The organism is Paraburkholderia xenovorans LB400, assembly GCF_000013645.1.
Lineage (GTDB): Bacteria > Pseudomonadota > Gammaproteobacteria > Burkholderiales > Burkholderiaceae > Paraburkholderia > Paraburkholderia xenovorans.
Genome location: NC_007951.1, coordinates 2545823 through 2559885 on the forward strand (window position 1 = coordinate 2545823; position 14063 = coordinate 2559885).

At 65.1% G+C, this 14063-nt stretch carries 13 protein-coding genes; 1 reads left to right on the forward strand and 12 read right to left on the reverse strand.

The window, feature by feature from the left end:
• Window positions 1-6: 6 nt before the first annotated feature.
• From BXE_RS11310 to BXE_RS11335, 6 genes are all read right to left on the reverse strand, one after another.
• The gene (locus BXE_RS11310) at window positions 7-1212 is read right to left on the reverse strand and encodes a vWA domain-containing protein (RefSeq protein WP_011488433.1); all 1206 of its coding nucleotides are present in this window, start codon (window positions 1210-1212) and stop codon (window positions 7-9) included.
• Window positions 1206-2099, reverse strand: coding sequence for an AAA family ATPase (locus tag BXE_RS11315; protein ID WP_011488434.1), 894 nt, complete (start codon window positions 2097-2099; stop codon window positions 1206-1208). Before BXE_RS11315 ends, BXE_RS11310 begins: the two co-directional genes overlap by 7 nt.
• 15 nt (window positions 2100-2114) lie before the next feature.
• A complete protein-coding gene (locus BXE_RS11320) occupies window positions 2115-2741 on the reverse strand; it encodes an SRPBCC domain-containing protein (protein WP_011488435.1) in 627 nt (208 codons plus the stop codon).
• 88 nt (window positions 2742-2829) lie between these two features.
• Window positions 2830-5241: an aerobic carbon-monoxide dehydrogenase large subunit gene (locus tag BXE_RS11325; RefSeq protein WP_011488436.1), complete on the reverse strand. Its 2412-nt coding sequence runs from the start codon at window positions 5239-5241 to the stop codon at window positions 2830-2832.
• A gap of 16 nt (window positions 5242-5257) precedes the next feature.
• Window positions 5258-5779, reverse strand: coding sequence for a (2Fe-2S)-binding protein (locus tag BXE_RS11330; RefSeq protein WP_011488437.1), 522 nt, complete (start codon window positions 5777-5779; stop codon window positions 5258-5260).
• 25 nt (window positions 5780-5804) lie between these two features.
• Window positions 5805-6671: an FAD binding domain-containing protein gene (locus tag BXE_RS11335; RefSeq protein WP_011488438.1), complete on the reverse strand. Its 867-nt coding sequence runs from the start codon at window positions 6669-6671 to the stop codon at window positions 5805-5807.
• A 367-nt stretch (window positions 6672-7038) separates the two neighbouring features.
• Here BXE_RS11335 and rcoM point away from each other — a divergent pair, with 367 nt between their 5' ends.
• Window positions 7039-7842: a heme-containing CO-sensing transcriptional regulator RcoM gene (rcoM, locus tag BXE_RS11340; protein WP_011488440.1), complete on the forward strand. Its 804-nt coding sequence runs from the start codon at window positions 7039-7041 to the stop codon at window positions 7840-7842.
• 16 nt (window positions 7843-7858) lie between these two features.
• On the opposite strand, the gene BXE_RS11345 is transcribed toward rcoM, so the two are convergent.
• The 6 genes from BXE_RS11345 to BXE_RS11370 all read right to left on the reverse strand — a co-directional run bounded on the left by BXE_RS11345 (window position 7859) and on the right by BXE_RS11370 (window position 14037).
• On the reverse strand, window positions 7859-8188 hold the full coding sequence (locus tag BXE_RS11345; protein WP_038457917.1) for a hypothetical protein: 330 nt from the start codon (window positions 8186-8188) through the stop codon (window positions 7859-7861).
• Window positions 8189-8562: 374 nt separating this feature from the next.
• Window positions 8563-9939, reverse strand: coding sequence for a BatD family protein (locus tag BXE_RS11350; RefSeq protein WP_011488442.1), 1377 nt, complete (start codon window positions 9937-9939; stop codon window positions 8563-8565).
• A complete protein-coding gene (locus tag BXE_RS11355) occupies window positions 9936-11528 on the reverse strand; it encodes a vWA domain-containing protein (protein ID WP_011488443.1) in 1593 nt (530 codons plus the stop codon). Before BXE_RS11355 ends, BXE_RS11350 begins: the two co-directional genes overlap by 4 nt.
• Complete coding sequence (locus tag BXE_RS11360; protein WP_038457915.1) at window positions 11518-12555, reverse strand: vWA domain-containing protein; 1038 nt, start codon at window positions 12553-12555, stop codon at window positions 11518-11520. Before BXE_RS11360 ends, BXE_RS11355 begins: the two co-directional genes overlap by 11 nt.
• Complete coding sequence (locus BXE_RS11365; RefSeq protein WP_049782156.1) at window positions 12542-13084, reverse strand: DUF4381 domain-containing protein; 543 nt, start codon at window positions 13082-13084, stop codon at window positions 12542-12544. The genes BXE_RS11360 and BXE_RS11365 overlap by 14 nt, the downstream gene beginning before the upstream one ends.
• A complete protein-coding gene (locus BXE_RS11370) occupies window positions 13081-14037 on the reverse strand; it encodes a DUF58 domain-containing protein (RefSeq protein WP_038458826.1) in 957 nt (318 codons plus the stop codon). The genes BXE_RS11365 and BXE_RS11370 overlap by 4 nt, the downstream gene beginning before the upstream one ends.
• Window positions 14038-14063 lie beyond the last annotated feature (26 nt).

Below are 14063 nucleotides of genomic sequence, written 5' to 3' on the forward strand. Positions count from 1 at the left end.
GGACGCTCATTGCAAAACCGACAGCACTTGCGGCAGCACGCGTTCGAGGCTCGCCAGATCGCGTGCGCCGGCCAGCAGGTCGACATGGGGAAGCGCCGCCTGCATGCCGGCGCTGGCCGGCGTGAAATCGGCGCGGCTCGCCAGCGGGTTGAGCCACACCAGACACCGGCAGCGGCGCCGCATCGTGGCAAGCGCCTGTTCGAGACGCTCGGGTTCGCCGGCGTCGTAACCGTCGCTGACCACCACCACAGCCGTGCGCGAGTGCAGCAGCCGCGCGGCATGCTGCTGGTTGAATTCGTCGAGACTGTCGCCGATGCGCGTGCCGCCCGCCCACCCTGCCGACAGCAATTGCAGGCGCTCCTGCGAGCGCCACGGGTCCGGGTCGCGCAGCGCCTGCCCGACGCCCACCAGCCGCGTGTGGAAGATGAAGCAATGCACGTCGGACACCCGCGCGCTCAGCACGCGCGCAAGCCGCAGATAGAAAAAGCTGTACAGGCTCATGGAGCGGCTCACGTCCAGCAGCAGCACGATGCGCGGCCGCAGGCGCCGCTTGCGGCGCCAGCCCAGTTCGAGCGGCAGGCCGCCGCGCGATACGCTGCGGCGCACCGTCCACGCCATGTCGATCACGCGGCCGGCGTTCGCGCGCCGCTCGCGGCGCAACTGGATGCCGTGCAGACGCTGCACGAAGCGGCGGATCGCGGCGTCGATCGCGAACAGTTCGTCGGGCTGGTGCAGATGACGGAAATCCGCGTGGGCCAACGACGCCTCCAGGCTGGCGCCCTGCTCGGCCGTGCCGCCGTTGGGCAGCGCCGCGGCGCTGCCTCCGCTCGCCAGAGAGAGCGGCATGCCTTCGCTGCCGTCGCGCGGCCCCGCGCCGTTATCCCGCTCGATGCGGCCCGCGCCGCCCGCCCGCGTTTCGACCAGCTTGCGGCGGTTCGGCGCGAGGAAATATGCGTCGAACAGTTCGTCGAAGCGCCGCCACTCCTGCGCACGCGAGCAGAGCAACGCGCGCAGGCTCCAGCGCAGCACCTGGCTGTCCAGTTGGCCCATGTGCAGCGCGATTTCCATCGAGGCGGCCACGTCGCCGCCCGTCACACGAAAATCGTTCGCGCGCAGCCAGCCGGCAAAGCCGGCATAGCGGGCCACGAGCGCCTCTTCGAGGCTCGCCGGCGGAGGGCGCCGCGCGTCGGCCCGGTCGATGCCGGTCAGCATGACGCCACCAGTTTTTCGACAACCGGCCGGGTCAGGCCGGCCTGGTCCTCGCGTGTTTTGACGAGCGCGGCGAGTGAATCCATGATCCGCTCGACGCCGTCCGCATCGATCGCGCTGACGCCGAGGCGCAGCAACGCGGCAACCCAGTCGAGCGTTTCGGCAAGGCCGGGTTTCTTGCGCAGATCCATTTGCCTCACTGACTGGACGAATTCGACCATCTGCCGCGCCAGCTGCTCCGGCACGTCGGGAATCTGGGTACGCACGATCAGCAGTTCCTTGTCGAAGCCCGGATAGTCGACGTACTGATACAGGCAGCGGCGCCGCAACGCGTCGGAGATTTCGCGCGTGCCGTTGGAGGTCAGAATCACGAACGGCCGCTCCACGGCACGTATCACGCCCAACTCCGGAATCGACATCTGGAAGTCGGAAAGCAACTCCAGCAGATAGGCTTCGAACGCTTCGTCGGTCCGGTCGATTTCGTCGATCAGCAGCACGGGAGCCGGCGTCGTGGTGATCGCTTCGAGCAGCGGCCGCTTGAGCAGATAGCGCTCGGAGAAAATGTCCTGCTCCTTCTCCGGAATCGGCCGGTCGTCCTGTTCGAGCAGTTTGATCGCCAGCAGTTGATGCTGGTAGTTCCATTCATAGAGCGCGGAATGCGCGTCGAGCCCTTCGTAGCATTGCAGGCGGATCAGCCGCGTGTCCAGCAGCCGCGCGAGCGCCTTGGCGACTTCCGTCTTGCCGACGCCGGCCTCGCCTTCGAGCAGCAACGGCCGGCGCATTTCCATCGTCAGCAGCAAGGTCGCGGCAAAGCTGCGCTCGGCGATAAAGCCGTGCTGCGCAAGCCGCGCCTGCAGATCGACGACGTCGTGCATGCGGTCGGTGGCCATGATCGCTTCGCGTCCTCAAGCCGTCTTGCGGGAGAACAGCCCCCGCAGCCATTCGCGTATCACGGCCCATGCAAGTGCAAGGCCATTCAGTTCGGAAGGCTGGGCGGCGGCTTCAGGCGTGACGGACGGCGGCGGCTGCTGCGAGCTTGCCGGCGCCGTGCTGGCGGGCGTCGCGCCCTGCTGCGCCGGCGCGGCCGGCAGCCGCGCCGCGAAGTTCGCCACGAACTGCTTGAGCATCTGCTCCGACACCGGGCCCATCAGCCGGCCGCCGAGCGAGGCGGCCTTGCCGCTCATCGTCACTTCGCTCCTGCCGGTCAGCTCGCAGGTCTCGCCGCTCGCCTGCACCGCGGCGACCAGATCCATCGAGGCCGCCGAGGTGCCGGTCGCATCCGCGCCCTTGCCGGTCAGATGCAGGCTGCGCGCCGCCGGGTCGAGATCCAGCACTTCGATATCGCCCTTGAACGACATGGTGGCCGGTCCGAGCCGCACCGTGATCGTCCCTTTGTAATGCGTGTCGTCGATGCGTTCGGTAATCTTCGCGCCCGGCATGCAGCCGGCCACCGCCTCGATGTCCTGCATCAGTTGCCACGCGCTGTCCGCCGTGGCGGCCAGCGGAAATACTTTTTCGAGTACGACTTTCATCGGACCATCCTTTGCATGGGTTGCGCGCTGCCGGCGTGTCTGCCGGCGTGCGTGCCTGTATGTCGTTAGCCCGGCATACAGGCAGGCGTCACTGGCGCGTGAGTCCCAGCGCACGGCACTGCTGCCAGACGCGATATGCGTTGTGCGGCATGTTCATATGCGTGACGCCCAGGTGCGCGAACGCATCGACCATCGCCGCCGTAAAGCACGGAATCGAGCCCACGTGCGGCGATTCGGCCACGCCTTTCGCACCGATCGGATGATGCGGCGACGGCGTCACCGTGAAATCGGTCTCCCAGTGCGGCGTTTCCACCGATGTCGGCACGAAGTAATCCATCAGCGTCGCGCCCAGCAGATTGCCGGCCTCGTCGTAGGGCAGCTCCTGCCCCATCGCCACCGCGAAGCCTTCGGTCAGGCCGCCGTGGATCTGTCCTTCGATGATCATCGGATTGATCCGCGTGCCGCAATCGTCGAGCGCGTAGAAGCGGCGCACCCGCGTTTCGCCGGTGTAGCGGTTCACCTCCAGCACACAGACGTATGCGCCGAACGGGAACGTGAAGTTGGGCGGGTCGTAGTAATCGACGGCTTCGAGGCCCATCTCCAGCCCTTCGGGCACGTTGTTGTACGCCGCCCACGCCACTTCCTTGATGGTTTTGAACTGGCCCGGCGAGCCTTTGAGGACGAAGCGGTCGAGATCGAACTCGACGTCGCCGGGGCTGGCTTCGAGCAGATGCGCGGCGATCTGCCGGGCCTTCTCGCGAATCTTGCGCGACGCGCGGGCGATCGCCGCGCCCGCCACCGGCGTGGAACGCGAGCCGTAGGTGCCGAGGCCATAAGGCGCGGTGGAGGTGTCGCCTTCTTCGACCGTAATCACCGACGCGGGAATCCCCGCTTCTGACGCGATGATCTGCGCGTAAGTGGTTTGATGCCCCTGTCCCTGGGTGATCGTCCCCATGCGCGCAATGGCGGAGCCGTCGGGATGCACGCGAATCTCGCACGAATCGAACATGCCCACGCCGAGGATGTCGCACATTTTCGACGGCCCGGCGCCGACGATCTCGGTAAAGTTCACGACGCCGATACCCAGCAGCCATTCGGCGTCCGGATCCGCGCGGCGCGCGGCCTGTTCGGCGCGCAGTCCGGGGTAGTCGACCGCGGCGAGCACTTTCTTCAGCGCCGGTTCGTAATCGCCCGAATCGTATTCCAGGCCGAGCGGCGTGGTGTACGGAAACTGCTCCTTGCGGATGAAGTTGCGCAAGCGGATTTCGGCTTTGTCGATGCCGAGCTTTTGCGCCAGCACGTCGACCATGCGCTCGATCAGATAGACCGCCTCGGTGACTCTGAACGAGCACCGGTACGCGACCCCGCCTGGAAACTTGTTGGTATAGACGCCGTCGACCGAAACGAAGGCGTTGGGAATCGCATAGGATCCCGTACAGACATGAAACATGCCGGCGGGCCATTTGGTCGGGTCCGCGCAGGCGTCGAACGCGCCGTGATCGGCGGTGACGTGCACGCGCAGCGCCTTGATGCGGCCATCGCGATCCACCGCGAGTTCGCCGCTCATGTGATAGTCGCGCGCGAACGCGGTGCTGCTCAGGTTTTCCGCGCGCGATTCGATCCACTTGACCGGCCGCCCCAGCACGATCGAGGCCACGATCGAGGTCACGTAGCCCGGATACACGCCGACCTTGTTGCCGAAGCCGCCGCCAATGTCCGGCGAGATGATGCGGATTTTCGACTCGGGAATCGCCGACAGCAAACCGACCACCGTCCGCACCACATGCGGCGCCTGCGACGTGATATATACCGTCAGATCGCCGCGCGCCTTGTCGAACGACGCCACGCAGCCGCAGGTTTCGAGCGGACACGGATGCACGCGCGGGTACAGCATGTCCTGCGTGACCGTGACTTCCGCGTTGTCGAACACGCGGTCGGTCTTGTCCTTGTCGCCGACCTGCCAGGTGAAGATGTGATTCGGGTGCTTGCGCGCGCCGTGCGCACCGGCCTGCTTGTCCTGAATGTCCTCGCGGATCACCGGCGCATCCGCGGCGAGCGCCGTCAGCGGATCGACCACGGCGGGCAGTTCCTCGTACTCCACTTCCACGAGTTCCGCGGCGTCCGCCGCCACATAGCGGTCGTCGGCGACCACGAACGCGACTTCCTGATTCTGGAAGCAGACCTTTTCATCGGCCAGCACGGCTTGCACGTCGCCGGCCAGCGTCGGCATCCAGTGGAGTTTGAGCGGCTTCAGGTCGTCGGCGGTCAGCACCGCGTGTACGCCAGGGTGCGCGAGCGCGCGCGACTTGTCGATCTTCTTCACGCGGGCATGCGCATAGGGACTGCGCACCATCACGCCGAACAGCATGCCCGGCATCTTCACGTCATCGACATACGTGCCCTTGCCCTGGATGAAGCGCGGATCTTCGCGGCGTTTGCGCGAGCAGCCCATGCCTTCCAGCGCGGCGAGACGATCGAGATTGGTGTCGAGATTGCCCATCACGTTCTCCCGGTCGTCAGTGGGTGTCCGCTGTCATCAGCGGATGCGATGTTTCCACCGCTTCGCCCCGCAGCTTGCGCGCCGCGTATTGCACCGCCTTCACGATGTTCTGATAGCCCGTACAGCGGCACAGGTTGCCCGCCATCCAGTAACGGATCTCTTCTTCGCTCGGGTCGGGATTTTCCTGCAACAGCCGATAGGCCCGCATCAGCATGCCCGGCGTACAGAAGCCGCATTGCAGCCCATGCTCCTGCATGAAGCCTTCCTGCAGCGCATGCAGCTCGCCGCCTTGCGCGAGCCCTTCGACGCTCAGCACCTCGGCGCCTTCGGCCTGCACGGTCAACACCGTGCAGGATTTGACCGACATGCCATTGAAGTCGACGGTGCAGGCGCCGCAGTGCGAGGTCTCGCAGCCGATATGCGGCCCGGTGTGCAGGCACTTTTCGCGCAGCGTATGGATCAGCAACTCGCGCGGCTCGACTACCACGTCCGTCTCCTTGCCGTTCAGATTGAACGACACCATGATTTTTTTGCTCATGTCGCCTGTCTCCTGGAATCCGCGTTCAGTGCAGCGCCCGCATGGAGGCGGTGGTCAGCGCGCGGCGCGTCATCTCGCCGGCCATCGCTGTTTTGTAGTCGGCGTCGCCGCGCAGATCGGCGACCGGCGCGCAGGCCGCCATCGCCAGGCGGACGGCTTCGGCGAGCGCGGCGTCATCCAGCGGCCTGCCTTGCAGCGCGTGCTCCGCGTCGCTCGCCCGCAGTGCGGTGTCGGCGACATTCGTCAACGCAATCCGCACCTCGCTGACGGCTCCCGCGCTGATTCGCAGCGTGACCGCCGCGGCGGCCGTCGCGAAGTCGCCGGTTTTGCGCTTGAGCTTGGCGTAGCAATAGCCGGTGCCCGGCGCCGGCGTGGGAATGCGGATTTCCGTCATGATCTCGCCGGGTTCGAGTTGCGTCATGTACGTGCCGAGAAAGAAACCGTCGGCCGGCACCACGCGTTCGCCCTGTCCGCCAGTCAGCACGAATGATGCACCCAGCGCCATCATCAGCGCGGGGTGGTCGTTGCCCGGATCGCCATGCGAAAGGTCGCCGCCGAGCGTGCCCCGGTAACGTACCTGCGGATCGGAAATCTGCCGCGCGCCCTCGACGATCAATGGACACCTGGTTTGCAGCAGTTCCGACCAGATCAGTTCGTTCTCGGTCGTCATCGCGCCGATGCGGATTTCGGCGCCGGCTTCGCGAATGCCCTTGAGTTCGGTGAGCTTGCCCAGATCGATCAGATGAGCGGGCTCGGCAAAACGCAGCTTCATCATGGGCAGCAAACTGTGGCCGCCGGCCAGCAGCTTCGCCTCGTCGCCATACTCGCTGAGCAGCGCGATGGCTTCCGGCAAACTTCGGGGAGCGTGGTATTCGAACGGGCGAGGGATCACACTGGCCTCCTTTGTCGTCAAAGTCGCACGGCCGGAAACGTCACGGGCCTTTAAGCAAGGATTTCACAATGCAATGCAGCAATTCAACGCAATTTCCCGAACGGCGGGTTCACGCGCGCCAACTAGCGGAAAACGTACATGAAACCCGAACCGGCCGGCTGGTGCCGCCGTGACAGCGCCTGTTCGCTCGCGCGCGGCGGACAGCACGATTGCGCGACGCAACGGGCCCTTTCATGCCGGTTTCCCGAACGGCGGGTTTACCTGCGTGAACGACCCGGAAATTTGCGCGAAAATCGGTAGATAGCGATACTGCAAGATAAAAATCGCCTGAGAGCGTGGACAGCCCCATGAGGACAGGAGAGCCCGCATGAAATCGTCTGAGCCCGCTTCCGTATCGGCGGCCGAGCGCCGCGCGGAGACGTTCCAGCACAAGCTCGAGCAGTTCAATCCGGGGATCGTCTGGCTGGACCAGCACGGCCGCGTCACGGCATTCAACGACGTCGCGCTGCAAATTCTCGGGCCGGCCGGCGAGCAATCGCTAGGCGTGGCGCAGGATAGTCTGTTCGGCATCGACGTGGTGCAACTGCACCCGGAGAAAAGCCGCGACAAGCTGCGCTTCCTGCTGCAGTCGAAAGACGTGGGTGGCTGCCCGGTCAAGTCGCCGCCGCCGGTGGCGATGATGATCAATATTCCCGACCGGATCCTGATGATCAAGGTGTCCAGCATGATCGCCGCCGGCGGCGCGTGCGGCACCTGCATGATCTTCTACGACGTCACCGATCTGACCACCGAGCCCTCCGGCCTGCCGGCGGGCGGCAGCGCGCCCTCGCCGAGGCGCCTCTTCAAGATTCCCGTGTACCGGAAGAACCGCGTGATCCTGCTCGATCTGAAAGACATCGTGCGCTTTCAGGGCGACGGCCACTACACGACGATCGTGACGCGGGACGACCGCTACCTGTCCAATCTTTCACTGGCCGATCTGGAGCTGCGTCTCGACAGCAGCATTTATCTGCGCGTTCATCGCAGCCATATCGTGAGCCTGCAATATGCGGTGGAGCTGGTCAAACTGGACGAGAGCGTCAATCTCGTCATGGACGACGCGGAACAGACCCAGGTGCCGGTCAGCCGCTCGCGAACGGCGCAACTGAAGGAGCTTCTCGGCGTGGTTTGAGAAGGTGTGGGCTTTCTCACCGCAGCCACTTGCGCACGTCCTTTTCCCACTCCGGATCGCCGCAGCCTTGCGGGTTTTCCGGCCCAAGCACGGTAATGTAGCCCCGGCTCTTCATACACGATTCGTATGCGCGAACTTTCGTGCATCGGTCCGGACCCGCGTTCCTCGACACCGCCTTGCATTGTTCGATCGATCGGTCCATCGGACCGAAGTCCATATCGCTTGCCTGGTTGAACATCGGCGCGTCGGCACCGGACGCCGAAAACTCGACGGGGCCGGATTGTGCGCACGCATTCAGCAGACCGGCCAATGCCGCAACGAAGAGAAGATGAACACGCGGATGCATGGGTGACTCCTGCTGGGGTAGAGGTTGCAGAATCATACGCCCGAGCGGTTGCCGCCATGCGCTTGCCGACCGGATCGCAGGTTCGGCTCGTGATTGAAAAGATGACTGACGCGTTGCCACGCGTCGTCTGAAAGAGGCAGAAATAGCATGTAGATCAACGATTAACTAACCAGTGCATTTTGATCTTATACGTTTGATACGTCGCTCTAAATCCTGATAGGGCTGTGGTTCTACCTGCAAACTGCGGAATCGTGCTCTTCCGTGGCGTGCTAAAGAGAAGGACGACACGTTCGTAGGCTCCTTACTCTGCATGCGCATTTTCGCCGGCGCGCCGCATTCCTATGCCGCCTGCGATAGTCGCAATCCGTACGTGTTCATTCCGTCGGCTCCCTGAACGGGTTCAATGGTCGCGGCAAGGTTTCGTCTGCGCGCTTCGCCCCGGCCCGATCCGCACTCCTGCGCAGAACCGCGCTGATCTCTTTCCAGCCTGGACCTCGCGCATTGCCCCCCGCATAGTTCGACTCGACCGCCGCAATCAGCCTCGCGGCGTCCTGGTCCCCGGCGGTCTCGATGTTCTCGAATCGCGCCGGGTGGCCGAAGTCGCGCCCTCTGTCCATCCACGAATACAACGCGGCAATGGTGCGCCGCCACTCTCCCTTGCGCGCGGCCGCTGCCAGCTTGCGCCAGGCACGCGCGTCGCTTGCCAGCCAGCGGGTTCGCACTTCGCCCAATGCGCGCTCGCCGCGACGAACGAAAAACGCGACACGCGCGCGCCAGGAAATCAGAAGAATCACACCCAGCACCACGAGACAACCGGCAATGGCTTCGCGCGCATGAATCACGACGATTCGATGCGGCATACCCTCGCGCATGGCGTCCAGCGGTATGTCGAACAGCGGCTTTTCGCGCACGGCGGCGGCCGAAAAATGCACTGCCGGCAGCACGATCGTCTCCTTGCGACGCGCCGCCGTGTTCCACCATTCGATCGTCAGCGGCGGCAGGCTGAAGGTGCCGCTGCGATCGGCAACGTAACTCGCGCTGTCGGTTCGCTCACCGGCGACGAGTCCCGCTCGATCCTCCACGATGTTGCGCGTGACCGCGGGTCTCGCGTAGCGTTTGAGTCCGGCTACGTCGGCGAGTATTGCGGGCGGAATCAGCATCGACTCGGTGCCCGCCGCCCGCTGCGTGATCGTGCGGGTAAGCGGCGCGCCGACGGCAAGATGTCCCGGCGCCGGTTCGATTTTCTGTTCGACGGTGAGTCGGGGCACGGCAAAGAACGTGGTCATGCCCTCCGCACCGGGCGGCAACGTCGCCACGAACTTCAATGCGGGCGTGCTTACCTGCGCCGGTCCTTGCATGCCGCCCGGGTACACCGTAATGGTGAGCGGTGCGATCTCGTAGGTCTTGCCCGCCTGCGGCGCGATCCGGTATGCGCGGCTCACGCCGAACCAGCGCGTGCCGCCGATGTCCTCCGACAGATTGTCTGCCTGCTCGTCGGGCAGGTTCACGATCGCATCGGCAACGGTGAACAAAGGCCAGTTCGGCGCCTCGGTAAACCATGTGGTCGTCAGCAGATCGACGACCAGTTTGACCTCGCTTCCCGCCACGACCGGGCCGGCCGGTTCGAGATGCGCGCGCGCCATGATGCGTGGTGCGGGATCGGCCGCTACGGGTCCTGTCGCCAGCACGGACGCCAGCAGGAAAGCGAGCAAGGCGGCAAGCAGCGCATCACGGCGTGAAAATCGCTTCATGGCGTGCCGCCCGTCTTCGCCGTGGATTCCTGTTCGAAACGCTGCTGCAGGAACGCGGCCGGCGATGTGTTCAGATTGCGCATCCACGCATCCTCACTCGGACGCGGCGCGGCTTCGATCACCGCCGTCGTGCCTCTGCCTTTTTTCTTGTCCACCTGTACCTGGTCGGGCGGGTCTTCTTCCGGGTCGGCCTCGTTCTGTTTGTCTCGTGCCAGCAGCGTTTGCATGTACGCGCGATTGGCCACGGCCTGCGCGAGCGAAGGTTGCAGTTTGAGCGCGTTGTCGTACGCCTTGATCGCGCCCGCGTAGTCGTCCAGATGCGCGAGCGTATTGCCGATATAGAAATACGCTTGCGCCGTTTTGAGGCGCGAGAAGGTTTCGAGCGCGGCCGCGTAGTCTCCCGCCAGATATTGCGCGCGCCCCTTCCACATCGGATCGTCGAAGCGCTCGGCCGCCGCCTTGTAGTTGCCGTGTTCGAGATTCCAGCGACCTTGCTGGTCGTGCGTCGCGAACAGATCGAGCCACTGCCACTGCGCCGCCTGCGCGGCGTGCGGCAGCGCGCCGAAGGCAAGCGAGATCAGCACGATGGGCAACCACTTGACCGTCCAGCCGCGCCGGAAACTCCACAGCGCGAGCAGCAGCAACGGCAGGACGAGCCAGTAGCCGCTCTCCTTCCAGCGCGGCTCGATCCGGTTCTCTTCGGCTTGCGCGAGGTAAGCCTGCGCGCGATGCTGGACCCACGACACGTCGTCGTCATCCGCACGCATGCTCGCGAGCGGAATGCCGGCGTCGCGCGCGACATTGCGGATCGCGTCGGCGTCGAACGTGCCCATCAGCGGATGGCCTTCCGGGTCCATCTGGATCATGCCGTCGGGGCCGCGAATCGGACCACCGTGTTCCGTGCCGACCGCGAGCCAGAGCAGTTGGTGCCGCAGCGATTTCGCTTTCTGCACGAAGGCGTCTGCCTCATTGGTATCGAAGCCGTCGCTCATGAAGACGATCGTGCCCGCCGCCGGGTCGTTCGCCAGAAGCTGTTCGGCAACGTCGAGACCGGCCGCGGCGTTCTTGCCGTCGCGCGGCATCAGTGCCGGTGAGAGCGCGGGCACGTAGAGTTCGAGCATGGCCGGATCTTCGGTCGGCGGCACCACGAGGTGGGCGGTCGCGGCGAACACGACGAGCCCGGTTCGCGCGCCTTTGCGCGCTCTCGCGAGATCGAGCACCTTCTGCCTCGCGCGTTCGAGGCGGGTCGGCGCGATGTCGGTGGCGTCCATCGAATGAGCGAGTTCGAGTACCACGACGAGCGGCGCCTTGTCCTGATTGAACGGCGGACGCTCCTGCTGCCACGTCGGCCCGGCTGCGGCAATCGCACCGATGCCGAGCAGCAGCGCGAGGGTATGAACCGGCTGGATCACGCGCCGTTTCGTGTCGCCGACGATCAGATGTTCGAGCAATTCCGGCGCGATCACGCCACGCCAGCGCGCGCGCACGTCGTTGCGGCGCAGCCAGACGAACGGCAGCACGAGAGCCGGGATCAGCAACAGCAGCCATGCCGGCCGCAGGAAATGGAACGCGGTCAGATCAATTTCCATGCTGCGCCTCGCTGACCGGCAAGCCCGGCGCGTTCTGCGTTCGCCGCGGCGAACGCAGCAGCGCAATCAGTAACGCCAGCACATGATAGAGCGCGAGAATGGACAAGCCCACGGCAACGGGCACCCAGAAGTAGTCGCGCTGCGGCCGGTAGATTTCCCGTTTGATTTTCTCGGGCGTCAGTTTGTCCAGCGTCGCGTAGACTTCGGTCAGATCTTTTTCCTGACCTAACGCACGAAACGCGCGCCCGCCTGTGATGCTGGCAATGCGGGCCAATGCTTCCAGGTCGACCCGGTCTTCACCGGTAGTGCCCGGGTCGCCGATGCCTACCGTGTGCACTACCAGTTTGTGCTGCTTCGCGATCTCCGCGGCCCGCTCAGGTGGGATGGCACTGCTGGTGTCGTTGCCGTCGGTGAGCAGGATCAATACTTTCTCCTGCGCATGCGAATCCGCCATCAGCTTGACGGTCAGCCCGATCGCGTCGCCAATCGCCGTACGCGGACCTGCCATGCCGATCTGCATCTGATCCAGCAATATCCGCACGCTGTCGTGATCGAGCGTGAGCGGCGCCTGCGGATAGGCCGCGTCGCCGAACACCACGAGGCCGATGCGGTCGCCCTTGCGCTTCGCCACGAAGTTAGCCACCACGCGCTTGACGGCGCTCAGCCGGTCCATCCGTTCGCCGGCCGGATCGACGAAGTCGCGCGTGGCCATTGACCCGGATAGATCGATCGCGAGCATCAGGTCGCGCGCGGGCTCGTCGCGCACGATCGGCGGCTCGACGAACACCGGTTTCGCCGCGCCGGTCACGAGCAGCAGCCACAGCACCGGCAGCAGCAAACGCAACAGCCAGTGCCGGCGCAAACGCACGCCGCCGGGCGCCGGTTTTTCGCCCGCGGCCCGCGCCATTTCGTGAAAGAACGGCATGCGCACGGCCGTGGCCGTGGTGCGATAGGCCGGCACCAGCCACCACACGAATACGGGCAGCGGCAGCAGCGCGAACATCCACGGAAAATCAAACTTCCACATGATGATGCTCGATCCAGTCACGCGCATGCCGGATCAGCGCGGCAGCTTCGTCCGCTGAAAGACGCGCGACTTCCTGCGGCGGCGCATAGCTTGCCAGTGTGAGAAGCGGACCGGTTTGCGCGTCGAAGCGGCCGCGCGTACGGCGCAGAAAAGCAAGCCACGCGTCGCCGGTCAATGCCGCGACCTGGTCGCGCGGCGCGATCTCGAGCGACGTGCGCTTGAGCAGGCAAGGTATGGCCGCGAGCATGGCCGCGCGCCGCAGCGGCTCGGCCTGGCCCGAGGCCAGACTTGCCTCGATGTCCGCCAGTTCCTGCAAGGCGTTGCGCCGGTAACGCTGCCGCCGGTAGCGGCGTAACGCCGCCCATGACGTCAGCAGCACGGCCCCGAGCAACACGATTGCGATAAACAGCCAACCGATAGTTTGCGGTGCGTACGATACCGGCGCGGGGAGCGGCAGCTCCTGCAATCCCTGCAGTTGCGGCGACGAGCCGGCCGGCACAAGCGCGTTGCCCGATGAGGTGCCGCTCATATGCCGCTCCCCGCAGTGGGGCGTGCGCGCTCGCCAAACAGACGGCGGACCTGATCCACGGCCGGTTCGCCGGTGGACAATGCCATGAGCGGCACGCCGCTCGTGCGCAGCAATTCGGCCACTTCAGCGGTGCGTCCGCTGAACAGGCTCGACAACGGCTGCCGCACGCGCTCCTGCTCGATGCGCAATTCGACCTGCAGGCGCCCCTCGCTGACTACCAGCGCACGGTGGCCGGGCATCTGCTGCCACAATGGATCGAAGATCATGGCCGCGACGACGTCGTTGTGTGCCGCGAGTTGCCGCAGCAGCTTTCGCGTGCGCTCGCCCGCCCCGGCAAAATCGCTGACCACGCAAATCAGATAGTCATGCCCGGCGAGTTGAAGCACGCCTTCGAGCGCGGCGTCGAGTTGATCGTAAGCGGTTCTGACTTCGCTTTCGGCATGCAGTGCGCCGTTCATGGCCGCAAGTGCGCCAAACAGTGTCTTGATGCGGCTGCGACTGCGCAAGGGTTTGATTCGCACGAGCTGGCTGTCGTTGAACAGCACACCGCCGACACGGTCGCCCGCGGCAAATCCCATCCACACGGCAAGCGCGGCGGTCTCGGCGGCCACGACCGATTTGAACGCACGACGCGAGCCGAAAAACATGCTCATGCGCTGATCGACGACCACCAGCAGCGGCCGGTCGCGCTCCTCCGTATAGGTGCGGACTTGCGCTTTGCCGAGCCGCAACGATGCCTTCCAGTCGATATGACGCACGTCGTCACCCGGCAGATAGCCGCGTATTTCCTCGAAGTTCAGACCACGCCCGCGCAGACGCGACGCATGCGCGCCCGACAGCACGCTCGACACCGGCGCGGGCGCGACGAAACTCAGCCCGCGCGCCTGAAATTCGAGCTTTGCCAGATGCGCGGCATCGACATACACACTGCCGATCGCAGTTGAAGACAGCACGGCCACGCTACTCCTCCGGATTGAGA

Coding starts and splice junctions, on each gene's coding strand:
- BXE_RS11360 (WP_038457915.1), bottom strand. CDS start 12,555: ATGTGGAAGTTTGATTTTCCGTGGATGTTCGCGCTGCTGCCGCTGCCC.
- BXE_RS11330 (WP_011488437.1), bottom strand. CDS start 5,779: ATGAGCAAAAAAATCATGGTGTCGTTCAATCTGAACGGCAAGGAGACG.
- BXE_RS11350 (WP_011488442.1), bottom strand. CDS start 9,939: ATGAAGCGATTTTCACGCCGTGATGCGCTGCTTGCCGCCTTGCTCGCT.
- rcoM (WP_011488440.1), top strand. CDS start 7,039: ATGAAATCGTCTGAGCCCGCTTCCGTATCGGCGGCCGAGCGCCGCGCG.
- BXE_RS11320 (WP_011488435.1), bottom strand. CDS start 2,741: ATGAAAGTCGTACTCGAAAAAGTATTTCCGCTGGCCGCCACGGCGGAC.
- BXE_RS11345 (WP_038457917.1), bottom strand. CDS start 8,188: ATGCATCCGCGTGTTCATCTTCTCTTCGTTGCGGCATTGGCCGGTCTG.
- BXE_RS11355 (WP_011488443.1), bottom strand. CDS start 11,528: ATGGAAATTGATCTGACCGCGTTCCATTTCCTGCGGCCGGCATGGCTG.
- BXE_RS11315 (WP_011488434.1), bottom strand. CDS start 2,099: ATGGCCACCGACCGCATGCACGACGTCGTCGATCTGCAGGCGCGGCTT.
- BXE_RS11365 (WP_049782156.1), bottom strand. CDS start 13,084: ATGAGCGGCACCTCATCGGGCAACGCGCTTGTGCCGGCCGGCTCGTCG.
- BXE_RS11310 (WP_011488433.1), bottom strand. CDS start 1,212: ATGCTGACCGGCATCGACCGGGCCGACGCGCGGCGCCCTCCGCCGGCG.
- BXE_RS11325 (WP_011488436.1), bottom strand. CDS start 5,241: ATGGGCAATCTCGACACCAATCTCGATCGTCTCGCCGCGCTGGAAGGC.